Origin of the sequence: Kangiella sp. TOML190, from assembly GCF_023706045.1 — a bacterium.
Classification (GTDB): Bacteria; Pseudomonadota; Gammaproteobacteria; order Enterobacterales; family Kangiellaceae; genus Kangiella.
In genome coordinates, this window is the sequence record NZ_BQYL01000001.1 from 1,937,716 (window position 1) to 1,964,654 (window position 26,939).

Consider the following 26,939-nt stretch of genomic DNA (forward strand, 5'->3'; position numbering starts at 1 on the left):
ACGGGATGTTTTCTAGCACCATCGAATTGCCGCTATGGCTATTAATTATTATTGTAGCTTTTGCGTTGGTGATGGTGCTTGATAGAATTTTGATGCCGAGTATGCGCTGGTTTTTAAGGCGCAAAGTTAACAATATTTTAACGGAATTTAGCGATAAACTGTCGATAGAAATTCGTCCTTTCCAGTTAACTCGCAAGCGAACTTTAGTGGATCGTTTGGTGTTTGATGAGCAAGTATTAACTGCGATTAAAGCGTATGCCGTAGAAAATGATATGCCGGCTGAGGTTGCGCAAGAAAAAGCCTATCATTATGCGCGCGAGATAGTTCCAAAGTTTAATGCTTATATTTATTTTAAGTTCGGCCACTGGTTAGCGAAAAGTATTACCCGCTTGATTTATCGAATGAAGGTGGGTTTTTACGATAAGGGGAAACTGGCCAAGATTAATCCAGAATCAAGCGTGGTTTTTGTGATGAATCATCGCTCTAATATGGATTATATGGTGGTTTCTTTTCTGGTAATGAAACAAACCGCGCTGTCTTATGCCGTCGGCGAATGGGCTCGAGTTTGGCCACTGGCGCCTTTGATCCGTTCGATGGGCGCCTTTTTTGTACGGCGCAACTCTAACAATCCTCTCTACCGAAAAATACTGGAAAGGTACGTGCATTATTCTTCGCGCGCTGGCGTCAGCCAAGCAGTCTATCCGGAAGGTGGTTTAACTAAAGACGGTTGCCTAAAAACACCTAAACTGGGCTTTTTAGACTATATTTTACGTGATTATGACAGAGCTACGGATCGCGATATAGTCTTTATTCCTGTAGGGCTAAACTATGATCGGGTAATCGAAGACAAGAGTCTAGAGCGCTCGCTACATGCAGAGTTGCCAAAACGAAGTAAGTGGTTTGTGCTGAAAACCGCGACTCGATTTATACTGAAAACCTTATTTATGAAACGCAAAGATCGTTGGCGTAAATTTGGCTATGCAGGGGTAAACTTTGGTGAGCCAATTTCTGCTCAAGAGTATTTTAAAAACCTTGATAAGCCATAAAAAAACTGCCCAAAGCTAACCGCTTTGAACAAGTACAACGCTTAGCGGACGATTTGATGGACTCCATTTCGAAGGTGGTGCCGATTTTGCCAGTTGCTCTAGTGTCAGTTATTTATCAGCGGCATCAGTTTTTACCGCTTAGTCAAACGGCTATATTGGCCGAAGCTAAAGAGTTGATGCTTGAGTTAAAAGCAAAAGGGGCGCCAGTAAAACTTAGTGAAACTGCTTACGAAGGAGCCTTAATCAAAGCTCTGGATTTACTAACCGGGCGAAAATTAGTAAGCCTAAAAAATGATCAATATCAGATCACCGATAAAAGTGTGCCGATTTTAAAATATTACGCTAACTCGATTGAACAATGGTTCTCTTGAGTGCTTAAAGTTAAGATCTTAAGCCAAGAATTTAAGCCAAGAACTTAGGCTTTAATATCCATCTCAAAATAAGCGTGATGTGGACAGAAAGCTAAGCCTTTAACGCAGTTGCTTTGGCAATCTTTCCAGCGGCAGATATCGAAACTTAAGCCGCCACGGTTATTCACCATCAGCTGCACCTTGGCTTGCGTCATATCAAGGCTATCCCAAGCTTGGCGATTAGTGAGTTTTACACATAAACCAACTTCATTGGCTTTAGCAATATCAATATGCCATAACTGACCACAATCGGCACATTGATTTAAAGTAGCCCATTTATCTGGTTGCCATTCAAGCTCTTGTAACGGGCTTAAAGGGTTATTTTCGTCATTTCCAACCAAAAATTCTGGTTGTTGTTGGCAATTACACATGAGATTTGTTTTGCAAAATTTGCTCACTTATAACCAATCCCGTTGCGGATTGCTAGCAATAATCTGGGTTTAGGTTATGATTTAGCATTAATTCCAGAGTCTTATATTAAAGTATCCTAAAGCCTATGAATCAAGTAGAAGCCATCGATAACCAAACAAAAAAGATGCCAATCAAATACCGCAAAGATTACCAAGCCAGTAACTTTGTCATCGATAGTGTCGAGCTTAAAGTGGAGCTTTTGGACGGTTATAGCTTGGTCAGTGCTACTTTAGCTATTCGCGAAAATCTTGAAAGGGCGGAAAACCAATTCAAAGAAAAATCCTCGAATAGCGACTTGCAGCTTAATGGAGAGCAGCTCGAGTTGCTAAAAGTTGCAGTTGATGGGGGTGAGCTTGAGAGTGACGATTATCAAGTAAGCGATAAACATCTTATTATTAAAAATTGTCCTCAAGCCTTTAGTCTGACGACTCAAGTTAAGATTTATCCAGACCAAAACACTTCACTGGAAGGCTTATATCGATCTTCTGAAAAATACTGTACTCAGTGCGAGGCAGAAGGTTTTCGCAAAATCACCTATTATTTGGATCGCCCTGATATTATGGCGGTTTTTACGGTTCGTATTGAAGCTAAGAAAGCCCTGTATCCGCATTTATTATCCAATGGTAATAAAATTGATTCTGGTGATTTGGCTGATGGAAGGCATTATGCGGTATGGCATGATCCCTTTAAAAAGCCGGCTTACTTGTTTGCCTTGTGTGCGGGTGATTACGATTTACTTGAAGACCAGTTTATAACTTGCTCAAATCGCCAAATCGCTCTGCAGATTTTTGTTGATAAGGGTAAGTTAGGGCAGTGCCAGCATGCGATGGCTTCGTTAAAAAAGTCGATGCAATGGGATCAAGACGTATATGGGCTAGAGTATGATTTAGACACTTATATGGTAGTCGCGGTTGGCGACTTTAATATGGGTGCGATGGAAAATAAAGGCCTAAATATATTCAATACTAAATACGTATTAGCCTCGCAAGTTACTGCCACCGATCAGGATTTTGAAGATGTTGAAGCGGTTATTGCCCACGAATACTTTCACAATTGGACTGGCAACAGAGTAACGTGTCGCGATTGGTTCCAACTAAGTCTAAAGGAAGGTTTGACGGTTTTCAGAGATCAACAATTTACTGCCGACCAAACCGATCCGGCAGTGAAGCGCATTTCAGACGTTAAAATTATCCGTTCTCATCAGTTTGCCGAAGATGCCGGTCCTATGGCGCACCCGATCAGGCCTGACTCTTACATCGAAATGAACAATTTTTATACCGTAACGGTATATAACAAGGGCGCGGAAATTATTCGTATGTATCATACTTTGCTAGGCGAAGAGGGATTTAGTAAAGGCATGAACTTGTATTTTCAACGTCATGATGGCCAGGCGGTAACCTGCGAAGATTTTGTCAAAGCCATGGAGGATGCCAATGATTATCCGCTTGCTCAGTTTCGGCGCTGGTATGCGCAAGCAGGCACTCCTTATGTCAAGGTTGCTAGCGCTTATCATCCCGAACAGAAAACCTTAACACTGACCATTAAACAGTCGTGTCCGGACACTCCTGGACAAAAAGCCAGTGATAAAAAAGCGTTTCATATCCCTATCAAAATTGGCCTTTTAGATAATTTGGGGCGGGATATGCCGTTGCAGTTGGAGAAGGGTTCGAGTTGGCTTGATGGTGATATTTTGCAACTTACAGAGTCTGAGCAAACCTTTGTGTTTAAAAACCTAGGTGAAAAGCCGGTCTTGTCATTGCTGCGTAATTTTTCGGCGCCAGTACGTTTAGACTATGATTATAGTGATGAAGATTTGTGCTTTTTATTTGCCAAGGATAGCGATGCTTTTAACCGTTGGGATGCTGGCCAGCGTTTATTAACCAACATTATCTGGTCATTATATGAAGATAGTTTGGGTGGCAAAGCGCTAACTCTACCGGCTTATTTAGTTTCGGCAATTAAAGATATTTTAGATAATGCTGAACTCAATGGTCAGTTCAAAGCTTTGGCCTTGGCGCTTCCAGATATCAAAACTTTAATTGAAACTCGTGCCCGTTTAGAGCTTGATCATTTGCTAAGAGCTCATCAATTCGTGAAAATTCAGATTGCTCAGCAACTGGAAATGGAGTGGTTGCTGCATTATCAGGCCAATCACCATATTGGTGACTTTAAGCACGATCAAAAAGCGGTATCGCAAAGGGCTTTTGCTAATCGATGCTTATCCTATTTACTGGTGCTTAATAAAGCAAAACCTTACCAGCTAGCTCTTAAACAATTGGCCGGCGCGAATAATATGACCGACGCTATCGCTGCCTTTAAAGCCCTGATGCACTCTGATTTTGAGAATAAATCGGAAGTTGCTGAGCAGTTTTATCAAAAGTGGAAGGACGAAGACTTGGTTATAGATAAATGGTTATCCGTATTAGCAACCGCGCCGAGTGATGATACAATTGCCCAGGTGCAGCAGTTGGTACAACATCCTGCTTTCAGTTTGACTAATCCAAATAAGGTTAGGGCTTTGATTGGTGCTTTTGCTGGAGCTAATTTGCCACAATTTCATCGCAAAGACGGTGCTGGCTATAAAATGCTCACCAAGCAGATTAAAGCGCTCTATGAGGTCAATCCGCAAGTGGCGGCGCGCCTAACCGGCGCTTTTAATCGTTGGAAAAAGTTTGACGATGAACGTCAATTGCTAATGAAGCAGCAGTTGGAGCAAATTCTAGCGCTACCAGAACTGTCGCGAGACGTTTACGAAATTGCTAGCAAGGCGCTGAATTAACATTTCAGGCATTTAGAATTAGATAAGACTTACATCAAGTATTAAAAAAGTTTAAGGCACAATTTAGGTATTAATATGTCGATTATCAATTGTCGAGTTTGTGGTAAGAAAATTTCAAGTAGGGCTAAATCTTGTAGTCACTGTGGCGCGGTTTTCAGCGATGAGGGTAAGGTAGAAAATTTAGAAAATGCGCAGGTGATGCAAAAATTAAAAAAATCCAGTCGCTTACAAACCCTGTCTTTTATCTCGGTGATAGTGTTTCTTCTAGGCATTTTACTCTGGTACTTTGAGATTAATATTACTGCCTACTTAAACAAAAGCTTCGATTTGAAATTACAGTTTGGTAATCAGGTGTTAAACGTTGCTCGTTATGTCCTAGCCTTAGGCTTTGTGGGTTATATAGCTTCGAGGTTTATGATTTTTTATAATAAAAAGAAATAGTTATGGTTGTTATTTAAAGTTATTAGTTAATTTAATGCCCAGTTTAAAAGCAGGTTTTTAAAGAAAGTATTGTTTTCAAAGAAAGTATTTATATAGAGAGTATTAAGTGAAAAAAGTTAATTTAGCCATTGTTGGCGCGACAGGTGCGGTAGGCGTGACCATGCGCGAAATTCTGGAAGAACGCAATTTCCCGGTAGACAAGATTTTTTTATTGGCAAGTGAGCGCTCGGCTGGTGAGCGGGTTACTTTTCAAGGTAAGTCGACAATGGTGCAAAAACTGGATGATTTTGATTTTGCTCAAGTCGACATAGCACTATTTTCTGCTGGCGGTGCCATTTCTAAACAGTATGCGCCAATCGCCGCACAGGCCGGCGCAGCGGTGATCGACAATACCTCTGAGTTTCGTTATCAAGATGATATTCCGTTGGTGGTTAGCGAGGTTAATCCTGAAAAAATTGCTGATTATAAAAATCATGGAATTATCGCTAATCCTAACTGCTCGACTATGCAAATGATGGTCGCTTTAAAGCCTATTCAAGATGCCGTGGGGATTAGGCATATAAACGTTTCAACCTATCAGGCAGTTTCTGGCTCGGGTCAAAAAGCGGTGGAAGAACTTGCCAAGCAAACGGCACAACTGTTGAATGCTCGCGAAGTAAAAAGTGAGGCTTATGATAAGCAAATTGCTTTTAATGTGTTGCCGAATATCGACGTTATACAAGACAACGGCTATACCAAAGAAGAAATGAAAATGGTTTGGGAAACCCAGAAAATTCTTGCCGATGTGGATATTAAAGTCAGCCCTACAGCGGTGAGAGTGCCTGTGTTTTATGGCCATTCGGAAGCTATTCACTTGCAAACCAAAGCACCGATTGAGGTTTCTGCAGTGCGCCAGCTGTTGCAAGATGCCCAAGGAGTCGAGCTGGTGGATAACATGCAGCAGCTTGATTATGCCACGCCGGTAACCCACGCCAGCGGCAAAGATGGCGTCTTTGTCAGTCGTATTCGCAAAGATATAGGGTTGGAAAACGGTATCGCGATGTGGGTAGTGTCGGATAATGTACGCAAGGGCGCGGCATTAAACTCGGTGCAAATAGCTGAAATACTTGTAAAAAATTACCTATAACCGCAAAATAGGGGATAAATCTTATTAGTGTTAACACACCAGTCCACACAAGGAACAGTGTTTAGGGGTATTCAATGGGTCAAAACAAGATGCAACAAAATAATAAATTTCGTCGGTTAATGTTGCCGATGGCAGTGGCTACGGCGATGGCATCGCCAAGCCTTTGGGGATTGGGGTTGGGTGAGATCAGTTCCAAAACTAAGCTTAACCAGCCGTTAAGTGCCGAAATTCGCTTACTCTCCTCGAAAGAGTTTGAGCAGACCGATCTAAAAGCGAAAATTGCTTCCTACGAGGCCTACAGCAAGTTTGGTGTTACCAAAGATCCGGTTCACAATAAATTTGTTTTCGACATTATCGAACAAGACGATGGCTCAAAATTCATTAAAGTGATGTCAAAGGATGCCATTCGCGAACCTTACATTAATTTTTTGGTTGAGCTGACTTGGCCACAAGGGCGTTTATTAAGAGAATATACGGTATTACTCGATCCGCCAGCGCTTGATAATCAATCTTCGCAGCTGGTGACTCCAAGCGAAACACAAGCTCCTGTGAGCTCAGCTACAAGTAGCCTCGACACAGCTAGCCAAACTAGCCCCAGCTCTAACTCTACCGCAAGGCCAAAAGAAAGCAGTGCTACAACTAATACGAATCAAACTCGAATAGCCTTTACTGGCGATAGCTATCAAGTGCAAAGGGGTAATACATTATGGAGTATTGCCAGACGAGTGAAGCCTGAAGGAGCAAGCGTCAACCAAACTTTGGCCGCTTTATACCGCAATAATCCTTCGGCATTTATTAATAATGACATTGATCGTTTAAAAGCGGGCGCTGTGTTAAAAGTGCCAACTGCAAGTTCGGCGCAAGCGGTTTCGCGCGCCGTCAGTTATCAAGATCTAAAATCGGATACCGCCTCTGCAGCGCCGCTAGATGTGCGCAAAGAGGTTAGCGAAAAAGCTGAAGCCAGTTCGCAGCCGCAAGCAGGTAGTTTGACCATTAGTAGCGTCACTGAATCAGACACTAGCGATACTTCAGGTTCGGATATTCTTGATAGCGCTGCAGGCGAAGGGGTGTCGGGATCTAACCAAGAATTAGTGGCGACGATCGAATCGCTCAAGTTGGAAAATGAGCAGCTTAAACAGCAATTAGCCGCGGTAAATAGTGGTAGCGAACAAGGATTGGCAGTGGAAGATGAAACCTTGTCGGTACTTGCTGGTTCGGCTACCGCCAAAGATGATGCTGATGAAGCTTTGGAAACTTTATCATTAGAAACTGCTAGTAATGAAAACAGTAACCAAGCACAAAACCTTGATAGTGCTAATACCGATACAGTCGGTACCGCGGTTGGCGAAGCTAGCCAGCCGGAAGCGGTAAAAAGCAGCCCAAAGCAGGCGTCATTTTGGCAAAAGACTAGTTTCTGGGGTTGGCTGGGGGCAGCGCTAGCGGCCTTATTGGCCTTGTTTGGTTTGACCGCTTTCTGGAAAAAGCGGCAGCAAGAGTTGGAAGAAGAACTGGTGGATCCAAGCTTTAGCTATAAAGCCAATAGCGAACATCAACCAGCTTTTACTGACACTCCAATGGATTCCCCTGAAGTTGAAACCGATCCAGTAGAAGAAGCGGATATTTTAATTGCTCAGGGCAAACTTGAAGAAGCTGAAAGCAAATTACTACAAACATTGGAGCAAGAGCCGTCGAATCATGGCGCGCGAATCAAATTAATGGAAGTTTATAGCTCTAACCAAGATGCGGCTAGCATCAAAAAGGTCTACAGCGATTTTACTGAAGATTTTGATCATGACTCCAGATTGGGTCTAAAAGCTGCCAGTTTGCTTGGTTTGTTTGCTGCCAATGATGCGGTTTCACCTGCTGAGGTTCAAATAAAAGAAGTGGAACTTCCCAACGAATCGCAAGTGTTTGGTGATGAAACTGAAGCGAATGAGTTGGACTTAAGTGAGGAACTCGAAGCTGCGGTTGATGAGGCAGTGGAAGAGGCCAGTAATGTGGCTGAAGAAGCCCAGTCAGAAGCTGCTGAAAAAATAGAAGATAATGTTATTGAGTTTAATGCTGAAAAAGCTTCCGAGGATTCTGCCGAGCCTGATATTGAAACGGTGCTTTCTGAAGATGAGGCCGAAACCAAAATGGAGCTGGCAAAGGCTTACTTAGATATGGGCGACGAAGAGTCTGCTAGGGAAATTTTAGAAGAAATAGCCAAAGAAGGAAGCGAGCAGCAACGACAAGCTGCAGCTGATTTCTTAGCAGAACTTTAAGTTTCGTAACTCAAAAGCACCGGCGGACTAGCCGGTGTTTTTTATTGGATAACGGATGCTTAAGCCATCATTGAAACTATGAAAACAACAGCACTTGGTATTGAATACAATGGCGAACACTATTGCGGTTGGCAGCGTCAATCTCACTCGCCATCGGTTCAGGCCAGTTTAGAGCAAGTCTTATCAAGTATCGCAGATGAACCAATCCAAGTGTTTTGTGCAGGTAGAACCGATACTGGGGTGCATGCTACGGGGCAAGTGGTGCATTTTCAGAGCAATAAACCAAGACCTGACAAGGCTTGGATCTTAGGCGCTAATACTCAATTGCCAAATGACATCGCTGTACGTTGGGTTAAAGAGGTAGACTCAGACTTTCATGCACGTTTTTCGGCAACCGCTCGACGTTATCGCTACATTATCAGTAACACTCGTGCTCGACCGGCGATTGGTGGCGCTGGTCTAACTTGGGTTCGTCAGCCATTGGATGTTGATAGGATGAATCAGGCCTGCCAATATTTTCCAGGCGAGCAAGATTTTAGTGCTTTTCAGGCTGCTTCGTGCCAATCGCCAACGGCCATGCGCAATGTGCATCATTTGTTCGTTAAACGCCACGGCGTCTATGTGATTATCGATATTAAGGCTAATGCCTTTTTGCACCATATGGTCAGAAATATCGCTGGCAGCTTGATAGAAATTGGCCGTGGCCAGCAAGAACCAGCATGGGCGCAAAGCTTATTAGAATCTAAAGATCGTACCCAAGCGGCTGCTACTGCCAGCCCGAAAGGCTTATATCTAGTGGACGTTGACTACCCCGAAGCCTATCAGCTACCGCGATTGCCAATAGGCCCTTTGTTTTTACAGGACAAGTTTTAGCGAATGAAATAAAGTGTTGAAATCTAAAACTACACTTGAATGCTTAGTTGCTGGTTTTACCAGCCAAGACGCAGAGGATTTAAACTATACCTCTTGAGGTTAAAGCTGTTAAAATATCCTTAATTAACTTATTGATTTATACCTACTTATGAGCTGGTTAGAGAGATTATTACCGAAAAGAAATCCCGAAGGCGCTAAGAAAAAGTCGATCCCTGAAGGTGTTTGGAGCAAATGTACTAACTGTGAAGCCGTGCTTTATTACGCTGAATTGAGTCGTAACCAAGGGGTTTGTCCCAAGTGCGAACATCACATGCGAATTGATGCGCGTGAACGTCTTGAGTTGTTTTTAGATCAAGAAGGGCGTATTGAAATTGCTCCGGATATGAAGCCAGTGGATCTGCTGAAGTTTAAGGATTCAAAAAAATATAAAGATAGAATTTATGCTGCCCAGAAAACAACCAATGAAAATGATGCGTTAATTGCTTTTCGTGGCACCGTTCACCAAGTTCCTGTCATTGCCTGTGCTTTTAATTTTAAATTTATGGGCGGCTCGATGGGCTCGGTGGTTGGTGAAAAGTTTGTCCGTGCAGTGGAGATGGCGATCAAAACCAACTCAGTATTGATTTGTTTTTCAGCCAGCGGTGGGGCTCGTATGCAAGAAGCGCTGGTCTCTTTAATGCAAATGGCAAAAACCAGTGCGGCTTTAGCAAAATTGTCGGAAAAAGGCCTACCTTTCATTTCGGTCTTAACCGATCCTACCATGGGTGGTGTTACCGCCAGTTTGTCGATGTTAGGTGACGTGCATATAGCTGAGCCAAAAGCACTTATTGGCTTTGCCGGTCAGCGAGTGATAGAACAAACCATTCGTGAGAAATTACCGGAAGGATTCCGCTTGAGCGAGTTTTGGTTAGAGCATGGCGCTGTTGATATGATCGTGGATCGTCGTAATATGCGCGAGACAGTAGCAAAACTTTCGGCCAAGTTGCTAAAACTTCCAGAGCCAGTTATTTCCTAGCGTCTGCTACGATTTTAGCTTCTTAAGTTAGAGTTTTGTCACAGCCAGAAACCTTAGTAGAGTGGTTGGAGTGGTTAGAGTTTAACCATCCAACCGATAAGATCGAATTAGGCTTAGAACGGCTAGCGGCAGTCGCTGCAAAGTTGCAGCTCGCTTCACCAAAAGCGCCAGTCATTACGGTTGCTGGTACCAATGGCAAAGGCTCAGTAATTGCTACACTAGAGTCCTTAGCCGAACAGCATAATTTAAACGTTGGCAGCTATACCTCGCCGCACCTTATCCAATTTAACGAACGAGTTAAGCTTAATGGCGAGCCAGTAAGTGATACTTTGTTAGTGCAGGCTTTTGCGCGGATTGCTAAAGCGCAAGAGGCGACGCCATTAACCTATTTTGAGTTCACTACTTTGGTGGCGCTTTACATCTTTTCGCAGCAACAACTCGATTTTATCGCGCTTGAGGTGGGACTGGGTGGTCGTTTAGATGCGGTCAATATTGTTGATGCTGATATTGCGGTTATTACTTCTATTGGACTCGATCATACCGATTGGCTTGGTGATGATTTATTCTCTATTGCCCAAGAAAAGGCTGGAGTTACGCGACAGGGACGCCCTGTTATTTTGGCCTCGGAGACGCTTGAGCCTTTGTTTGAAGAAGCTTTTGCACGAATAAAGCCACAAGTGTTATTGGAAAATAAAGATTACCAAATAATTGCTTCGCAAGACCATTGGTCATTAAAAATCAACGAGTTAAAGTTCGAAAGTCTTGCCAATTCTAGTCTTTATATTCCGAATATGGCTGCGGCGATAGTTGCCTTCCATCAGTTATTTGCGGAGAAAGTGCAGTCGGCAGAGGTTCAGCAGGCGATTGCGCAAGCGACATTGATGGGGCGCTTTTATCGCTTATCCAACTTTCCACCCATTATTGTGGATGTAGCGCACAACCCTGATTCGGCCAAGTTGCTTAATACTAAGCTAGCACAATTGGATAAAGATGCTGGAGCTAAAATTTGGGCGATTTGTGGCATGCTTAAAGATAAGGATATTGCCAATAGTTTGGCGCAAATGGTGCTGGTTGATCATTGGCTGTTAATAGACTTAGCTACCGCCCGCGGCGCTGACGGTAACCTATTGCAGCAAGAGCTTAATTTCTTAATGGATCAACAGGCATTACCCGTTGCGCGTATCAATAACTTTGGCAAGCTCGAGGCCGCTTATCGTTATTTCAGTGAAAATGCTGATAATAGCGACTATTTGGTGGTATTTGGTTCTTTCGTAACGGTTGGGCAAATGCTAGAGTATTGGCAACAAAGCTTGGCTGATATTCAGAAACGGGAAAAAGCGGAAAATGGAAGATAAGTTAAAATATCGTTTAGTGGGTGCTGCGGTGATCATCGCCATCGCTGCCTTCTTTTTGCCATTAATCCTGGATAGCGAGAAATACCGTAAAGAGATTGTCTCGCAAATCCCGCCGATGCCAGAAGTTAAAACAGAGCCTGCGCAACCGTTGCAAGAGTCGGCGACGACTGAAGTTAGTGGCCAAAGGAATGAAAAACCTCAAGAAAAAGGCTCATTGGTTATAAACTTGGATGAAAAATTTGAACCACAAGTTGATAATACAAAAGACAGCGCTACCGACGCATCCGATGTGAATTCTCAAGTTAAAGTCGCTGAAAACAGCCAAGAGAACAAAACTCAAGCGAGCAAATCGGTAGCCAATCAAGAGTCAAGCAAAAAGCCTGAAACAGCAACAAACCAAGCCGTCAAAGTCGATAACAAGTCAGAGACCAATAAAACAGCAGCTACAGAAGATAAGATCAAAGAAGCGGCCAAGCAAGCCACTAAAGTCGCTCAAAAAGTTGAGCCGCCAAAAGCCAAGCCAGAAACCAAGACTAAGCCAATAGTAGCCAAAGCGCCTACATTTAAAGAAAAGGCTTATGTTATCCAAATTGGTACTTTTTCCAATAAAGACAATGCTAAAAAGTTGGTTTCGGATCTTCGAAAGCAAGAATTTAGAGCTTATCAACGGGTGGATAAGGATTATGCTCGAGTTTACGTCGGCCCTTATCCAGAGAAAAAATTAGCCGAGTCTCGCAGCGATAAACTGGCTGATATTGTTGGTAATAGCGTTAAAGTGATTGAGTTTGATCCAATCGCACATTAATGTTTCCGTTATTGGGTAGCTCTGTTAAAATATGCCCAACTTCACAAAAATAGATTGCTATGGTTTGGGTTGATTGGGCCATTTTGGCCATTATTGGGCTCTCTGCCTTAATCAGTTTGATGCGCGGCTTTGTGCGTGAAGCCTTATCTCTTGCTGGCTGGATTGCAGCTTTTCTTTTAGCCAAAACTTTTTACGAACCCGTTGCACAAATGTTGGTTGAGCATATTGAAACCAACAGCTTGCGGCTTGGCGTGGCCTGGGTCAGTATCTTCATCATTACCCTATTTATTGCTGGTGTGATTAATTACATGATTGGGAAAATGATCGATAAAGCAGGCTTAAGCGGCACCGATCGTTTTTTGGGTATGGGTTTTGGGGCATTGCGAGGAGTTTTGATCGTTGCTTTGATCATCTTAGGCTTAAGACAGTTTACTCCTGTACCGAAAGATGATTGGTGGGGCGAATCAAAGCTAATTCCGCACATGGAAGTGGTTGCAGAATGGTTTTACGATAAGTTAGGAGATGTGGTTGATATCCCAGAGTTGGAGAAAAACCAATCTAACAAGTCGCCTGAAGATCAACCGATGCCTTTAGATCCCATTCAAGCTAAAGCGCAAAAGGCTTTATTAGAGCAGGGGTTAGAGCAGCTTCAAGATTCAACAGTAGAGCAAGACGATTCAGATCAGTAAAGATTAAGCAAAGGTTAAACAAAATATGTGCGGTATAGTTGGTATTGTAGGAAAATCTCCTGTTAACCAAAGTATCTATGATGCTTTGACCGTGTTACAACACCGAGGGCAGGATGCGGCAGGTATTGTAACCAGCGACGATGGACGTCTTTATTTACGCAAAGATAATGGTCTGGTGCGCGATGTATTTCATACTCGCCATATGCGCCGTTTGACCGGTAATACTGGTATTGGTCATGTGCGTTACCCAACGGCAGGCAGTTCCACCAGTGCCGAAGCGCAACCGCTGTATGTGAACTCACCCTACGGTATAACCTTAGCACATAATGGTAATTTAACTAACGATGAGCAACTCAAAAAAGAATTGTATTTGACCGATCGCCGTCATTTAAATACTAACTCAGATTCTGAAGTGTTGCTTAATGTGTTGGCGCACGAATTACAAATTAAAGATAAAAACAAGTTGTCTGCTGATGAGATTTTCGCTGCGGTTGCGCGGGTTTTCGAGCGTTGCCAAGGCGCTTATGCAGCTGTTGCACTGATCAGTGGACACGGCCTTTTGTGTTTCCGAGATCCCCATGGTATTCGTCCGGCGGTTTATGGTAAGCGAGTTACCGACGCTGGAACCGAGTATATGGTCGCTTCCGAGTCAGTGGCTTTGGATGCACTGGGTTTCGAGTTGATTGGCGATATTGGCGCTGGCGAAGCGGTGTTTATCAATGAAGAAGGCGAGCTTTTCAGAAAGCAATGTGTTGCGAATCAACAGTTGACGCCTTGTATTTTTGAGCATGTCTATTTAGCGCGTCCGGATTCCTTGATTGACAATGTGTCGGTTTATAAAGCTCGTTTGCGTATGGGCGAGCAATTGGCCGAAAAGATTAATCGCGTTTGGCCGGATCACGATATTGATGTGGTGATCCCGATCCCAGACACTTCGTTAACTTCGGCCGTGCAATTAGCGCATGAATTAGGCGTTAAAATGCGTCATGGTTTCATCAAAAATCGTTATATTGGTCGCACTTTTATTATGCCCGGTCAGCAGATGCGCAAGAAAAGCGTGCGGCAAAAACTCAATGCTATCGATTTGGAATTTAAGGGCAAAAATGTTTTGCTAGTGGACGACTCAATTGTTCGAGGCACCACATCGGGTCAAATCATTGAGATGGCTCGCGAAGCGGGTGCTAATAAAGTGTATTTTGCTTCCGCAGCGCCGCCAGTACGCTATCCAAACGTTTACGGTATTGATATGCCTGCTGCTAATGAATTGATTGCTCACGGTCGAACAGAAGACGAAGTTGGTGACCTGATTGGCGCGGATCGAATTTTTTACCAAGATATTGAGGATATGGTGGAAGCGGTACGCGAAGGTAATCCAAATATTGAAAAGTTTGATTTGTCCGTATTTGATGGAAATTATATTACCGGCGGTATCAACGAAGATTACTTGAAGCGGCTTGAAGATTTGCGCAATGACAGTGCAAAAAAAGAGACCGACATCGAAGATGTTGCCATGGTTATGGACCTGCATAATCAATAATATGCGTTATTTCTTTAAGTATCTTTTGCGATTGTTGGGCTGGAAGCTGGTTGGCGAAATGCCAGAGCAGAAAAAGGTAGTTTTTATTTTTGCGCCGCATACTTCCAATTGGGATTTTGTGATCATGATGATGGCACGTTTCTGTTATCGTATGAAACCTGCTTACCTTGGTAAACATACTTTATTTAAGCCACCTTTTGGTTGGTTTTTTAAGTGGCTTGGTGGCATTCCTGTGGAGCGTTCTAGCTCGCACAATGTTGTCGATCAAGTGGTCGCGATTATCAATGAACGAGACGAAATCGCTCTTGCGTTGGCGCCAGAAGGGACTCGTAGCAAAACCGATAAGTGGAAAAGTGGCTTTTACCATATCGCCTTGAAAGCACAAGTTCCGCTAGTGATGGCTTTTTTAGATAAAAGTACCAAGACCTTAGGTATTGGTGCTACTATTTATCTAACTGGGGATAAAGAACAGGATATGGATACCATCCGTGATTTTTACCAAGATAAAGTAGGAATTAAACCAGAATTAGCGAGCGATATAAGACTTGAGGTTAAGGATAGCTAGGAGACTCATCTCATCACAATTTTTTAATGGCTTTTGTGCCATTAGTCTGCTTGTTTTTTCAATTTCTTTTTGTGCCAGTTTGTTGGCTAGCAATGACAATGCCCGCTTTACTCGGATCAATATTCAAGAGGGCTTAAGCCAAACTAGCATTACTGATATGGTGCAAGATGCGCAAGGTTTTATGTGGGTTGCAACCCAATCAGGGCTGAACCGATACGATGGCCATCAGTTTGAAATTTTCTCCAAACAAGTTGGGGATAAAGCTTCCTTATCGGCTAATTACATAACCCGTTTAGCATTGGATAAGTCCGATAACGTCTGGGTACAGACACTGCAGGGTTTGGATAGTATTAACTCAAACGATCTCAGGATCATCAATTGGCAACCTGTCATTGACAACTATCTGCAACAAGAAGCAACTGCCGATAATACTTATGATAATACCCAAGTTACGGATTTTCGAGTAGCGGCTGATGGTACTCTCTTATTATTGATTAATTTCGAAACACTTTTAAGGCTCGATCCAAGAACTAAAAAGTTAGAAAACATCAGCAGCTTTTATCAAGCTCAAGTCAAACAAAGCATAACAGGTTTTCTAATATTAGAACACGGACGTTTATTGTTAAACTCGAATAGCTGTTTCTACTTTTACAGCTCAGACTTACAGTTCGAGCGCAGTCGTTGTTTTAGCGATGATTTGTATGGAATTATTTTTCACAGCTCAACCTTGCAAAACAACTTGGTGCTGATTAATGGCATGAATGGGTTTTATCAGTATGATTTAACAACTGATCAGCTACAATTTTACAAGGTAAGAAGTAGCAAGACTCAGTCAGAAGTGGCAGTTTCTGACGTGCTGATTGAAGGTGATTCCTACTGGATCGCTACGAGTTCAGGTTTAAAACAGTTTAAGCCCAAAGAGGGCAAAAATAGTAAAGAGTACTTTTACGATTCGAGCGACATAACTTCGCTAAGCAACAATCAGGTTACACGCTTGGTAAGAACCAAAGATGGAGTGCTTTGGATTGGTACTAGCCTTGGTTTGAGCTTGTTAAAACCTTATCAGCAATTTGAGCATTTACTGCAACAGCGTGAAGTTAAGACATTCGAATTGGCAAATTTAGCTACCAGTATATTGGTCGATCATGCTGGCTATCTTTGGATCGGTACTTCAAGTTCCGGTGTTTATCGCTATAGCCCTGATAGGGCACTATTAAATAATTTCTTACGTTTCCAGCATACACCGCAAGAGCGTCATTTAGGCTTTGTAAGAACTATTCTAGAAGATGCCCATCACAATATTTGGGTATTAGCTGAAAATGGTATCTCAATAAAGCGAAATAATAGCGATCAATTCCAAACCTACCCATTTTTTAAATTCAAAGATTTGAAATTGGATTTAGGTTTTATGTATGACTTGTTGCAAGATCGTCATGGCAACTTTTGGCTTGGTGGCGAAGAAGGTTTCTATAAACTAAAAATTCCCATAGATGCTGCTGGTGTTCCGCTATTGAAGCAAATAGAGATAGAGGATTTTACCCATAAATTACCTCGAGACTACCTAAACACAGAATACGGTATTTATAGCCTGTATGAGGATCTGCAAGGTTTTATTTGGGTTGGCGGCAGCAACGGTTTATTGCGGGTAAATCCAATAAACCTAGCGGTAGAATATTATTATTATCAATCTAACGACTCCACCACTATTTCGTCTTCAGATATCAACGTCATTTATGAAGATCTAAATGGTGTTTTATGGATTGGTACCAGCGAAGGTTTGAATCGGGTTTATTATAATGATGATGGTAAAATCCGTTTTAAACGAATCGGAATTAAAGACGGTTTTTCCAGTGATTATATTAGTTCTATAGAGTCTGATGAAAAAGGGTTTTTATGGATAAGCACCCACCGTGGTTTGGTTCGCTACCATCCTAATAACCTAGTTCCGATCATCAATTATTCCTACGAAGATGGTTTACAACACAATGAATTTTACGTTAATTCATCATTTCACGATGATGAGGACGTTTTATATTTTGGTGGAAGTAATGGTGTCAGCAGTTTTAAACCTGAAGAAATAGTCGCAAAAGAAAGGGTCAACAAGTTACAGATTACTAAAGTAAATCAGGGTGACTTGATTTACCCGCTAACCTCATTAACCAATGGCATTAAACTCGAAAAAGAACAGCCATTAGACATTAAAATTTCTAACTTTGACTTCAAGTCGAGTAAAAAATTAACCGCAAGATACAAGATTTCAAGTTACGGTAATGAGTGGCAGCTGCTTGCTAATAATCAGTTTCGTATTCATCAGATAGAGCGTCCGATTAGCATAACAATCCAACAAAAAGATGTTAACGGGCAGTGGGTAATGCCAGGCATTAGTCTTGATATCGAGCCAAAATTTTCACTCTATAAACTAGAAACTTTAAAATGGTTATTAATAACATTGCTGTTTATTGTAATGGCGCTGATGGTATTTTTCTTGGTACAAAAACTAAGACGCGAAAGAAAGGTTGTTGATTTAAGGCTAAAAAGAGAAAAAGCTAAGCAAACCTTATTAATGGAAGAAAAGCTAAGTCTTTTGCATCAAGTGGAAGACTTGCAATACTCACTGTCTGAGCAACGGTTTTTAGCGGATAAAATTAAAAGTGAGTTAGAGCAGAAAGAGTCGAAAGATGATCTTACTGGATTGTTTAGTAAAGCTTATATTCGTAGAAATATTCAGCATGAGCTAAAAACTATCGATAATTCGTGGCAAGACACTAAGCAAAAAGGAATTTACTTAGGGGTTTTTAGTGTTGAGATTGATAGTTTTCATTCGATTAAAGAACAAAATGGTCACTTGAGCGCCAATGAAATTCTAAAGCAATTGGCTGATTGTCTGCGCTCAATTTGTTATGGCACTGACATTATTGTGCGTTGGGAAGGGGCTGCTATTTTAATTTTAAGTCGCGGTATTTCTAAGCGTGAACAGATGGTCTTGTCAGAAAAGATTAGAAATATTGTTGCTGCGCGAAAATTCGATATCTCTAATGGTAAAAAAGTCGATATTACCGTCAGTATTGGTTTTACCCGCTATCCTTTTGTGGATACTAAATTTAATAGCAAGCAATTAAACTGGTCAAAAGTTAACTTTATTGCTGAAACGGCCTTAAGCGTTGCCCAGTCTAACAGCATGAATGCTTGGGTTGGTGTCTTCTCGAATCAGTTTACCGATCCGTCTAATCTTGATAAAAAATTGCTAAGCGAGCTACCCACTTTAGTTAATAATGGGCAACTCGATTATGTTTCTTCCATTCCGAAATCTAAAAAGATTCAATGGGATTAGTCTAAGCCAAATAAAAACTAAAGCCGCACCTAGTTGGAGCGCTTGCGTTTTATAATCTTGGCTTCTTTTTGTCCATTTTGTCCTTGGCTTTCACTAACTTCTTCAATGTCAGTTTTAAACATAAAGACGTTAGCATCGGATCCGTCACCAGCGAAGATTATTTCTTTCTCTAGGTTATAAGATTGCAGAGTAGCCTTTAAAGCAGCTTTGACATCGTCAGATAGGTTGCCGCCAATAATCATGATTTTGTCGTCCATGTTGAAATCTGTAGAGTCATGATCGGCACTAATAAAGCTAAAATTTGAGCCATGAGCGTCGTGAGGATTAAACAACTGAATATCTTTTCCGTCAAGAGTGATAATAGTGTTACCGTCTTGATCTTTGTTCGCAACAACAGAATTGCCAGACTCAGTGATAATAGTGCGCGATTCACCTTTAGCCAAGTCGGCTAAGATAAATTTCTCTGCTTGACCATTAACCACTAGTTCAACTAAAGCATCCTTATCATTTTCTTGCTCGATATGAATTTCAACCGTTTCAGTTTTTTCTTCAGCATTAAGGTTCAGCGCCGCTAGGCTTAAACCAAAAATTGCTGGGGTAAGGGCGATGTAGGTTGCTAGTTTCGAAAGTTTCATTTTTAACTTCTCCTGTAATGTAAAAGGGTAACGCAACATAATCATTGCTGTTGTTATGCTGTCACTAAATTAATAAGCAAGAAGTGTGCCAACTTTTATTGCTTGTCGGTCATGCCGTGAGGCGTCAGTTGGACTTTTTGGACACCCCAAGTCCCGATATCAGGATTTTATTCCGAAATCAGGAACTTTTCGAGTCGATAAAGAAAACTTTTGTAGCTTAAACCCAATAACTCGGCGGCTTTTTTCTTATTGCCCTTGCTGTACTTTAAGGCTTGTTGATAAAAATCTTGTTCCATCATTGCCCAATCTACGCCTTGTTTCGGCAAAACCAAACTAGAGGTTTTACTTTGTTGTTGGTTAAGAAACTCCAAGTCGCCACGCTTAACTTTACCGCTATCACTTAATAGCATTAAGCGTTCAATAACGTGGCTTAGTTCTCGAATGTTACCCGGCCATAAATAGTGTTCGAGCTGTTGTAATGCACCATCGGTAAACTGGATGGGGCGGCTTTGGTGATTCTTGGCATGTTTTTCGTTGAAAAAAGTAATTAAAGCGGGCAGGTCTTCAATTCGATCTTTCAAGGCGGGCATTTTGATCGGCACCACATTCAGCCGATACCACAAGTCTTCCCTGAAGTCGCCAGCGGCAACCAATGCTTCCAATGATTTATGAGTGGCAGAAATCACTCTAACATCAATGTTAATTGGAGAGGTTGCGCCAACTCGAGTGACGGTTTTTTCCTGTAACACTCGCAGTAATTTAGTTTGAATCGCGGGGGAGAGCTCAGCCACTTCGTCCAAAAATAAAGTGCCGCCATCGGCCGCTTCGAAGCAACCGATTTTTCTAGCATGTGAGCCAGTAAAGGCACCTTTTTCAGCGCCAAATAATTCAGCTTCAGCTAGGCCTTCGGGAATGGCGCCACAGTTAATGACAATAAAGGGTTGCTTGGTTCGTGGCGAAAGCTGGTGTAGTGCTCGCGCTGCAAGCTCCTTACCAGTTCCGCTAGCACCGGCGATATGGATGGTTGCATTGGTTGGTGCGAGCTTTTCCACTTGGTTAAAAATGGTTTGCATCGGTTTGGAACTGCCAACCATATCTACTAGCTGTTGCCGCTCTTTTAGCTCGCTTTTTAGTTGTTGATTTTGCTGACTTAACTGTAAAGTGTCCACTGCGCGGTCGATACAAAAAAACAGCTGATCTCGACTATAAGGCTTGGTCAGATAGTCGCTAGCTCCCGCCTTAATGGCTTCGATGGCATGCTGAATACTGCCGTAAGCAGTGGCTAAGATAAAGTAAAGCTGTGGAGCTACTTTTTGCGTTTGCTGTAGTAGCCAAAGTCCATCTTTTTCAGGTAAACGCCAATCCGATAACACTATGGAAAAATTTTCAGAAGTTATTTTTTGATAAGCTGCTTCTGCAGACTCGACCCAATCAACAGCATAATCTCGCTGTTGTAGAATACTTTGAATAAGCTTACCTTGGGCTTCTTCATCTTCGACTACTAAAACTTTAAATGTATCCATTAGAGGTGTTTATCCTGTACTTTCAATTGATCTTCTGCGTTATAGGGAATTTTTATAGTTGCAATGCAACCCTGTGGTTCATTAGTTGTAAGTTCAATATTAGCTTGATAGCGATGACGCATTAAGCGCTGCGCAATATAAAGTCCCATGCCAGTACCGTAAGTTTTATTGGTGGTATAAGGCTTAAATAGACGTTGTTTAAGTTTAGTATCGAGCCCAAGCCCTTGATCGGCAATGCTAATCAGGATGTGGCTTTTATTATGAAGGTAGCTGACGTCTATCGGCAACGATGAGCTTTCCTCTGGCTGCTTTTGCGTCATTTGAAGCGAGGAATCGACCGCATTTTGCAGCAAAATATGCAATATCATTACCATTTCAGTTTCAACACAAGCAATTTGTATTGATTCATCACCGTTGAGAGTGAAATTGCGGTAGTCGATTTGTTCAAGGGCTTGTTCTAGCAAATGTTTCACCTTTTGAAATGATTTATCAATACCTTGTTCCATCAAGAGGGTAAAGCTTTTTAGCCAATGTTCGATTCGTTGTACTTGAACTTTAGCAACTTCGGTTAGTTGATTTCGCTGAGACTGATCATCGCCATGTTTTTCGCGGTTATCGAGTTGATCCAAGCTTAGTTGTAGAGTGTTGAGCGGGTTGCGTAAATTATGAGCGAGTCCTCGAGAAATATCGCTGAGTTCCTTAAAATGTTCTAATTCTCGTTTTTGATCTTGTTGTTGACTTAAGCTGACCAGATCGCTGGACATTTTATTGAACTGCTCGATAGTTGCTTTGATATCATCGCCATAGTTTTTATCATTAAACTTTACTTGGGTGCCAAATTTGCCACGGCCGACAGCTTTTGCTGCTTGATTTAAAGCCATTAGCGGTTTGGTGATGCTGTAGGTCAAAACGATAATTACGACAATGGCGAGGCTAAATAGCACAAAGGTAAGCCACAAATTTCTACTTTTAAGCTCATTAATGGTGGCTTGAACCTTGGTTCGAGGAATATCAATGGTGAATTCTTTATCAGGACTAATAACTTTAATTTCTTCATCACGTAAGTTATCGCCGAGTCGGATCTGGATATCTTTATGGATAGGCTTAAAGATAATTTGCCCGGGCTGGCTGGATTCTGGTTCTAGTGTCAGCTTTTTGCTTTCATAGAAGGCATCTTGGTTATAAATAAAAACGCTAGCGGTTTGCTTGGAGACTTGGAAGGCCGCTTGTCCTAAGTTTTCGGAAACTTTGTCGGTGTATTGATAGTACAAGAAAGCCTGGATCACCAATAGGATGGCGAGTAGGGCGACAAATAAGCTGATGAGTTTGGTTCTAATGTTCATTCTGTGCAAAACAAGGGGGACTCCACAACAATGTATGTTATAGAGTTTTATTTAGCAAGAAGTATGCCAGTTTAATGAAGTTGGTGTAAAAAGCTGATGAGTAGCAAAGCGCAAATGGCGCCGGTAACGAATAGGCTCTTGTGTTTTATCACGATCCCATGACTGTGCTTATGACTAGGATCATGCTCTAGCGCGTGAGAATGGTCGTGGTGATGGCCATCTTCATCAATATGAGGGCGGTGAATAATAACGTGCAATAAAGTGCCGGCAATCAGTGCTTGGAAATAATCGAGCCAAACGGCGTTGCTAACTTTATGTGGCTCCAAATTAACAGAATCAAAGAAAATGCCGCTGCCAAAACCATAGCCAATCAGGGTAGCGAGAATCAGCAAAGCAAAAACGCTATAAGTTCTAAACTTTCCCCAAATCGGCTCAACCAGCCACCAGATACTTAACCCCACCACTAAACGATGCAACACAACTGCATAGGGCACCATCGCATTATGTTGATCTTCGATAATCGCCAGTCCATCCAAGATAGAGTGTAGCGCTAAACCTAAAATACCAAGTGCTAATGCGAGCTTGTGTGCTTTGTCGGCGGCCTTGCGAAAGCTGCTTTCAATTAAAGAAGGACCCCAAAAACCCAGCAAAGCAAAGGGTAACAGCTGCCAACCAATTTGTTGCCAAAGCGCTGGAAAAATATCCAACAACAAAATGCCACCAATAGAGATCAGCACGAAAGAGAATAAAAAATTGTCTAAACGGCGGCTGTGTGGAAACCAGCTTAAAGCGATCGGCCCCACTAAAATGGCTAAAATGCTTAAGATCAACAGCATGTTAAAGTAGCTTCCCTGGATTCATAATCCCATTCGGATCGAAGCTGTTTTTGATCGCTTTCATTAGCGCGATTTCTGCCTCGCTGCGCGAATAACCTAGGTAAGGCTTTTTCAGTAAGCCAACGCCGTGTTCAGCAGAAATGGTACCGTCCAACTCTTGCAGCACGGCAAAGATTTTAGGACTAACTTGTTCACACTGCTTTACAAAATCGGCAGAATCAAGTTGCTCAGGCTTTAGGATATTGAGGTGTAAGTTGCCATCGCCAATATGACCAAACCAAATTACTTCAAACTCAGGATAATCTTTGGCAACAATGGCATCGACTCGCGTTAAAAACTCGGTGATTTTTTCCGGCGTTACCGCAATATCGTTTTTATAGGGCTGGTAGTGAGCAATGGTTTCGGAAATATACTCGCGGTACTTCCACAGATCTTCAGCTTGTTGCTGACTTTGGCTAATGGCGCCGTCAAGGATATGTCCTAATTCCATATTGCGCTCAAAAATCTCAAGTGCGGTTTCTAGCTCCTTGTCCGAGACCGCATCGAACTCTAATAAGCAGTAGTAAGAACTCGGCTCAGAAACTGGTGCTGGCATTTGGTGAGCCGTCATTACCTTGTCTAAGGCTTGCTGCGAAAAGAACTCGTAAGCGGTCAGATCCAGTTGCTTTTGAAACGCTGCTAAAAGTGGCATCAAGCTTTCCAGGCTTGGAATGGCGAGTAACAAAACCGTTAAGTTTTGCGGCGGACGACACAAGCCAAGAGTCGCTTCGGTGATAATGCCTAGTGTTCCCTCACTACCAATAAATAAATGCCGCAGATCATAACCGGTAGCGTTTTTAACTAAACCTTTATTAAGCTTTAACACTTCACCAGCGCCGGTCACTACGGTTAACCCTTGAACCCAATTACGAGTCATACCGTATTTAATAACTTTTATACCGCCTGCGTTAGTAGCAATATTGCCACCAATCTGGCTGGAGCCACTTGATGCAAAATCAACGGGGTAATATAAGCCTTGCTCTTGGGCGAATTGCTGGATCTGCTCGGTAATGACCCCAGCTTGGCAATCAAGGCTTTTGGTGGCGGCGTTAAAGTCTAAAATCTTGTTCATTTTATCCAAGCCCAAGACTATCTCGCCATTAGTAGCGGTCGCGCCGCCGCTTAAACCGGTACGGCCGCCAGAAGGCACTATGGCTACTTGATTTTGCTTGGCCCACAAAACAACGGCTTGCACTTGCTCGGTAGTTTTTGGAAAAACGATAGCCAGCGGTGCAACTGGATAATAATTGGTCCAGTCTTTACCATAGTGCTGAAGCGAATCGTGATCCGTGAGCAAACAATTGGTATCGACCAAGTTTGCCAAGCCTGATAAATTAATAGGCACCTAAGGAATCCTGTAAATAGCGCTGGAAATAGGGTGATATTTTGCCAGAGCGGGCGACTAAATGAAATAAAATGTTAAACCAGCAAAATAAGTGAATGGTTTGAAGCTTAATTATTAGACAGTTGCTAATGGCAAACTTATAATTAGACAAGTTAATGATGTTAAATCTTGGTTGCTGGGGGGCGCGTGAGTTTTTTTTCTAAAATGAAATCCTTATGGGATAAACCATCAAATAGTTCGCTGGAATCTGGTTCCAGCCAGCCCCAAGCGCAAGAAGCCGCTTTAAGTGTTCCAATAGATGAGCGTCGTAAAAAACCTCGCTTGAATGCGGTTGCGGGCTCTAAAATATTAATTATTGACGACTCTAAGACCGTATGCAGCATGCTGGAAAAAATGCTGCAACAAAACAAGTACGTCACCAGCTCAGCCTATTCCGCAGAAGAAGGTTTAGTTAAGGCTCAGGCAGATAGGCCTGATTTGATTTTTTTGGATATCGTTTTGCCGGAAATGGATGGCTTTGCTGCTTTGCGGGCTTTTCGGAAAAATCCAGAAACTGAAAATATTCCAATCATGATGATGAGTGGTAATGATCAAGCCACGGAAATCTTTTATGCTTCTAGGATTGGCGCCGATGATTTTTTGAAAAAGCCTTTTTCGCGCTACGAGCTTTTTTTCAGAATTGAAAAGTTGCTTGACGATGAGCGCCGTCTAGTTCGTAAACAATGATTTCGCGAAAGCCTGATATAAATGATAGATACAAAAAAGCCTTAGCAATGCTAAGGCTTTTTATTGTCTAGCTGTACTAGAGAATCTGGTGGGTGGTACTGGGCTCGAACCAGTGACCCTCGCCTTGTAAGGGCGATGCTCTCCCAACTGAGCTAACCACCCAGATAGTCACTTCTCTTATAGGATATTGTCTAACTTCCCTTGAGAACGGCGCGCATTTTAAGGCGCATATTTTGTTAGGTCAAGCATTTGTTCTAAAAATATCAAAGATAATTCAACAGAAGGGCTTTAGTAATAAATAGCCCCTTGTTAAAATAGCGCCAACTTCAGCTTATGTCAGAAAAACTGGTTACATTATGACGGTTAAAACACGCTTTGCACCGAGTCCTACGGGCTATCTTCACGTTGGTGGCGCCAGAACTGCGCTTTATTGTTGGCTTTATGCAAAAAAGCAGCATGGCACTTTTGTTTTGCGGATCGAAGATACCGATCGTGAGCGCTCTTCTGATGCGTCGGTGCAGGCAATTTTAGACGGTATGCAGTGGCTAGGACTTGAGCATGACGAAGGACCTTATTACCAAACCAAACGTTTTGAACGCTATGCGGAAGTTAAAGAGCAGTTACTAGCACAGGGCAAAGCTTATCGTTGTTATTGCTCTAAAGAGCGACTTGATGCTTTGCGTGAGCAACAAATGGTGAATAAAGACAATATTGGTTATGACGGTCACTGCCGTAATTTGTCTGAGGATGAGCAAGATGTATCCAAGCCGCACGTGATCCGTTTCAAAAATCCGCTTGAAGGTGCTGTGGTTTTTGAGGACTTAATCAAAGGTGAAATTTCTGTTAACAATTCTGAACTTGACGATCTAATCATCGCGCGCACCGATGGCACTCCAACGTATAATTTTACCGTGGTAGTGGATGATCTGGATATGGGTATAAGCCATGTGATCCGAGGTGATGATCATGTCAATAATACGCCGCGACAGATCAATATGATGTCTGCTTTAAACGCTCAGACGCCGTTATTTGCGCATGTGCCGATGATTCTCGGTGATGATGGTAAGCGTTTATCCAAACGCCATGGTGCGGTTAGCGTGATGCAATATCGCGATGATGGTTACTTACCACAAGCATTATTAAATTACTTGGTGCGTTTGGGCTGGTCGCATGGCGATCAAGAAGTCTTTTCGCGTGATGAAATGGTTGAATTATTCGATATAAAAGATGTGAATCGGGCGCCATCAGCGTTTAATACCGACAAGCTCAATTGGCTTAATCAATATTACATGAAGAATTTGCCAGCCGAAGAAGTCGCACGGCATCTGCAGTGGCATCTGAACGAGCAGGAGCTAGAGGTTTCTCATGGTGTTGACGTCAAGTTGTTAATTCCGGAAATGGCAGAAAGGGTAAAAACCCTAAAAGAATTAGCTTCGGCTATTCGTTATTTTTACCAAGATTATGATTCTTTTGATGAAAAAGCGGCTAAAAAGCATCTGCGTCCGGTAGCGCGACAACCGCTAGAGTTGGCGAAAGAAAAATTAGCAGCGACCAGCGATTGGAGTGCTGATCATTTACACAGCTTGGTTAGCCAAACCGCTGAGCAGCTTGAACTTGGCATGGGTAAAGTGGGAATGCCATTGCGCGTTGCTGTGACTGGGGCAGGCATGTCACCGGATTTAGGAGTAACTCTTGAATGGATCGGTAAAGATGCTGTGTTAAGACGAATTGATAAGGCGCTTGAGTTTATCGCACAAAGAGAAGCTAATGGCTAAGTTCAATTTTTTTTAAATCTCAAAGTAAATAAAAGCCTGCAAATGCCAAGAGGTTAACCAGTTCTGGACT

Annotated in this window: 22 protein-coding genes and 1 tRNA gene; 16 read left to right on the forward strand and 7 right to left on the reverse strand. The window is 42.4% G+C overall.

Annotation, left to right across the window (positions count from 1 at the left end; all coding sequences use genetic code 11):
• Positions 1-5 precede the first annotated feature (5 nt).
• Both NFS34_RS09255 and NFS34_RS09260 read left to right on the forward strand, forming a co-directional pair.
• Entirely contained in the window at positions 6-1,046 is a 1,041-nt protein-coding gene (locus NFS34_RS09255) for a 1-acyl-sn-glycerol-3-phosphate acyltransferase (RefSeq protein ID WP_251359757.1), read from the forward strand.
• A 5-nt stretch (positions 1,047-1,051) separates the two neighbouring features.
• Positions 1,052-1,417 carry a hypothetical protein gene (locus NFS34_RS09260; RefSeq protein WP_376707980.1) on the forward strand — a complete coding sequence of 122 codons (366 nt, stop codon included), beginning with the start codon at positions 1,052-1,054 and terminating at the stop codon, positions 1,415-1,417.
• Between the two features lie 44 nt (positions 1,418-1,461).
• Here NFS34_RS09260 and NFS34_RS09265 read toward each other — a convergent pair whose 3' ends face one another.
• A complete protein-coding gene (locus NFS34_RS09265) occupies positions 1,462-1,827 on the reverse strand; it encodes a metal-binding protein (RefSeq protein WP_251359759.1) in 366 nt (121 codons plus the stop codon).
• Positions 1,828-1,952: 125 nt separating this feature from the next.
• Between NFS34_RS09265 and pepN the strand changes: the two genes are divergently transcribed.
• The 12 genes from pepN (at position 1,953) to NFS34_RS09325 (ending at position 18,647) form a co-directional block, all read left to right on the forward strand.
• On the forward strand, positions 1,953-4,646 hold the full coding sequence (gene pepN, locus NFS34_RS09270; protein WP_251359760.1) for an aminopeptidase N: 2,694 nt from the start codon (positions 1,953-1,955) through the stop codon (positions 4,644-4,646).
• Positions 4,647-4,721: 75 nt separating this feature from the next.
• Complete coding sequence (locus NFS34_RS09275; RefSeq protein WP_251359761.1) at positions 4,722-5,087, forward strand: zinc ribbon domain-containing protein; 366 nt, start codon at positions 4,722-4,724, stop codon at positions 5,085-5,087.
• 106 nt (positions 5,088-5,193) lie between these two features.
• Positions 5,194-6,213: an aspartate-semialdehyde dehydrogenase gene (locus tag NFS34_RS09280; protein ID WP_251359762.1), complete on the forward strand. Its 1,020-nt coding sequence runs from the start codon at positions 5,194-5,196 to the stop codon at positions 6,211-6,213.
• Between the two features lie 74 nt (positions 6,214-6,287).
• Positions 6,288-8,477 (forward strand): FimV/HubP family polar landmark protein, encoded by a 2,190-nt coding sequence (locus NFS34_RS09285; RefSeq protein WP_251359763.1) that lies wholly within the window; start codon positions 6,288-6,290, stop codon positions 8,475-8,477.
• A gap of 78 nt (positions 8,478-8,555) precedes the next feature.
• Entirely contained in the window at positions 8,556-9,350 is a 795-nt protein-coding gene (gene truA, locus NFS34_RS09290) for a tRNA pseudouridine(38-40) synthase TruA (RefSeq protein WP_251359764.1), read from the forward strand.
• Positions 9,351-9,498: 148 nt separating this feature from the next.
• Complete coding sequence (gene accD, locus NFS34_RS09295; RefSeq protein WP_251359765.1) at positions 9,499-10,365, forward strand: acetyl-CoA carboxylase, carboxyltransferase subunit beta; 867 nt, start codon at positions 9,499-9,501, stop codon at positions 10,363-10,365.
• A 35-nt stretch (positions 10,366-10,400) separates the two neighbouring features.
• On the forward strand, positions 10,401-11,720 hold the full coding sequence (locus NFS34_RS09300) for a folylpolyglutamate synthase/dihydrofolate synthase family protein (RefSeq protein ID WP_251359766.1): 1,320 nt from the start codon (positions 10,401-10,403) through the stop codon (positions 11,718-11,720).
• Positions 11,710-12,525, forward strand: a complete 816-nt coding sequence (locus NFS34_RS09305) for an SPOR domain-containing protein (protein WP_251359767.1) — start codon at positions 11,710-11,712, stop codon at positions 12,523-12,525. Before NFS34_RS09300 ends, NFS34_RS09305 begins: the two co-directional genes overlap by 11 nt.
• A 59-nt stretch (positions 12,526-12,584) precedes the next feature.
• Entirely contained in the window at positions 12,585-13,214 is a 630-nt protein-coding gene (locus tag NFS34_RS09310) for a CvpA family protein (RefSeq protein WP_251359768.1), read from the forward strand.
• Between the two features lie 25 nt (positions 13,215-13,239).
• Positions 13,240-14,751, forward strand: a complete 1,512-nt coding sequence (purF, locus tag NFS34_RS09315; RefSeq protein WP_251359769.1) for an amidophosphoribosyltransferase — start codon at positions 13,240-13,242, stop codon at positions 14,749-14,751.
• Position 14,752: 1 nt separating this feature from the next.
• A complete protein-coding gene (locus NFS34_RS09320; RefSeq protein ID WP_251359770.1) occupies positions 14,753-15,316 on the forward strand; it encodes a lysophospholipid acyltransferase family protein in 564 nt (187 codons plus the stop codon).
• An 82-nt stretch (positions 15,317-15,398) separates the two neighbouring features.
• Entirely contained in the window at positions 15,399-18,647 is a 3,249-nt protein-coding gene (locus tag NFS34_RS09325; protein WP_251359771.1) for a two-component regulator propeller domain-containing protein, read from the forward strand.
• 29 nt (positions 18,648-18,676) lie between these two features.
• On the opposite strand, the gene NFS34_RS09330 is transcribed toward NFS34_RS09325, so the two are convergent.
• The 5 genes from NFS34_RS09330 to NFS34_RS09350 all read right to left on the reverse strand — a co-directional run bounded on the left by NFS34_RS09330 (position 18,677) and on the right by NFS34_RS09350 (position 24,368).
• Entirely contained in the window at positions 18,677-19,282 is a 606-nt protein-coding gene (locus NFS34_RS09330; protein ID WP_251359772.1) for a hypothetical protein, read from the reverse strand.
• 167 nt (positions 19,283-19,449) lie between these two features.
• Positions 19,450-20,805, reverse strand: coding sequence for a sigma-54 dependent transcriptional regulator (locus NFS34_RS09335; RefSeq protein ID WP_251359773.1), 1,356 nt, complete (start codon positions 20,803-20,805; stop codon positions 19,450-19,452).
• Positions 20,805-22,148: a HAMP domain-containing sensor histidine kinase gene (locus tag NFS34_RS09340; RefSeq protein WP_251359774.1), complete on the reverse strand. Its 1,344-nt coding sequence runs from the start codon at positions 22,146-22,148 to the stop codon at positions 20,805-20,807. The genes NFS34_RS09335 and NFS34_RS09340 overlap by 1 nt, the downstream gene beginning before the upstream one ends.
• 71 nt (positions 22,149-22,219) lie before the next feature.
• Positions 22,220-22,984, reverse strand: a complete 765-nt coding sequence (locus tag NFS34_RS09345; protein ID WP_251359775.1) for a hypothetical protein — start codon at positions 22,982-22,984, stop codon at positions 22,220-22,222.
• Between the two features lies 1 nt (position 22,985).
• Positions 22,986-24,368, reverse strand: coding sequence for an FAD-binding oxidoreductase (locus NFS34_RS09350; protein WP_251359776.1), 1,383 nt, complete (start codon positions 24,366-24,368; stop codon positions 22,986-22,988).
• 186 nt (positions 24,369-24,554) lie between these two features.
• Here NFS34_RS09350 and NFS34_RS09355 point away from each other — a divergent pair, with 186 nt between their 5' ends.
• Complete coding sequence (locus NFS34_RS09355; RefSeq protein ID WP_251359777.1) at positions 24,555-25,094, forward strand: PleD family two-component system response regulator; 540 nt, start codon at positions 24,555-24,557, stop codon at positions 25,092-25,094.
• A gap of 86 nt (positions 25,095-25,180) precedes the next feature.
• On the opposite strand, the gene NFS34_RS09360 is transcribed toward NFS34_RS09355, so the two are convergent.
• Positions 25,181-25,256, reverse strand: a tRNA-Val gene (locus NFS34_RS09360).
• Between the two features lie 194 nt (positions 25,257-25,450).
• Between NFS34_RS09360 and gltX the strand changes: the two genes are divergently transcribed.
• On the forward strand, positions 25,451-26,869 hold the full coding sequence (gltX, locus tag NFS34_RS09365; protein ID WP_251359778.1) for a glutamate--tRNA ligase: 1,419 nt from the start codon (positions 25,451-25,453) through the stop codon (positions 26,867-26,869).
• Positions 26,870-26,939 lie beyond the last annotated feature (70 nt).

Bases quoted from the DNA above. Each gene is read 5' to 3' on its own strand.
- NFS34_RS09345 (WP_251359775.1), bottom strand. From the start codon at position 22,984: ATGCTGTTGATCTTAAGCATTTTAGCCATTTTAGTGGGGCCGATCGCT.
- NFS34_RS09310 (WP_251359768.1), top strand. From the start codon at position 12,585: ATGGTTTGGGTTGATTGGGCCATTTTGGCCATTATTGGGCTCTCTGCC.
- purF (WP_251359769.1), top strand. From the start codon at position 13,240: ATGTGCGGTATAGTTGGTATTGTAGGAAAATCTCCTGTTAACCAAAGT.
- NFS34_RS09285 (WP_251359763.1), top strand. From the start codon at position 6,288: ATGGGTCAAAACAAGATGCAACAAAATAATAAATTTCGTCGGTTAATG.
- truA (WP_251359764.1), top strand. From the start codon at position 8,556: ATGAAAACAACAGCACTTGGTATTGAATACAATGGCGAACACTATTGC.
- NFS34_RS09265 (WP_251359759.1), bottom strand. From the start codon at position 1,827: ATGTGTAATTGCCAACAACAACCAGAATTTTTGGTTGGAAATGACGAA.
- accD (WP_251359765.1), top strand. From the start codon at position 9,499: ATGAGCTGGTTAGAGAGATTATTACCGAAAAGAAATCCCGAAGGCGCT.
- NFS34_RS09330 (WP_251359772.1), bottom strand. From the start codon at position 19,282: ATGAAACTTTCGAAACTAGCAACCTACATCGCCCTTACCCCAGCAATT.
- NFS34_RS09305 (WP_251359767.1), top strand. From the start codon at position 11,710: ATGGAAGATAAGTTAAAATATCGTTTAGTGGGTGCTGCGGTGATCATC.
- NFS34_RS09340 (WP_251359774.1), bottom strand. From the start codon at position 22,148: ATGAACATTAGAACCAAACTCATCAGCTTATTTGTCGCCCTACTCGCC.
- NFS34_RS09255 (WP_251359757.1), top strand. From the start codon at position 6: ATGTTTTCTAGCACCATCGAATTGCCGCTATGGCTATTAATTATTATT.
- gltX (WP_251359778.1), top strand. From the start codon at position 25,451: ATGACGGTTAAAACACGCTTTGCACCGAGTCCTACGGGCTATCTTCAC.
- NFS34_RS09320 (WP_251359770.1), top strand. From the start codon at position 14,753: ATGCGTTATTTCTTTAAGTATCTTTTGCGATTGTTGGGCTGGAAGCTG.
- NFS34_RS09335 (WP_251359773.1), bottom strand. From the start codon at position 20,805: ATGGATACATTTAAAGTTTTAGTAGTCGAAGATGAAGAAGCCCAAGGT.
- NFS34_RS09275 (WP_251359761.1), top strand. From the start codon at position 4,722: ATGTCGATTATCAATTGTCGAGTTTGTGGTAAGAAAATTTCAAGTAGG.
- pepN (WP_251359760.1), top strand. From the start codon at position 1,953: ATGAATCAAGTAGAAGCCATCGATAACCAAACAAAAAAGATGCCAATC.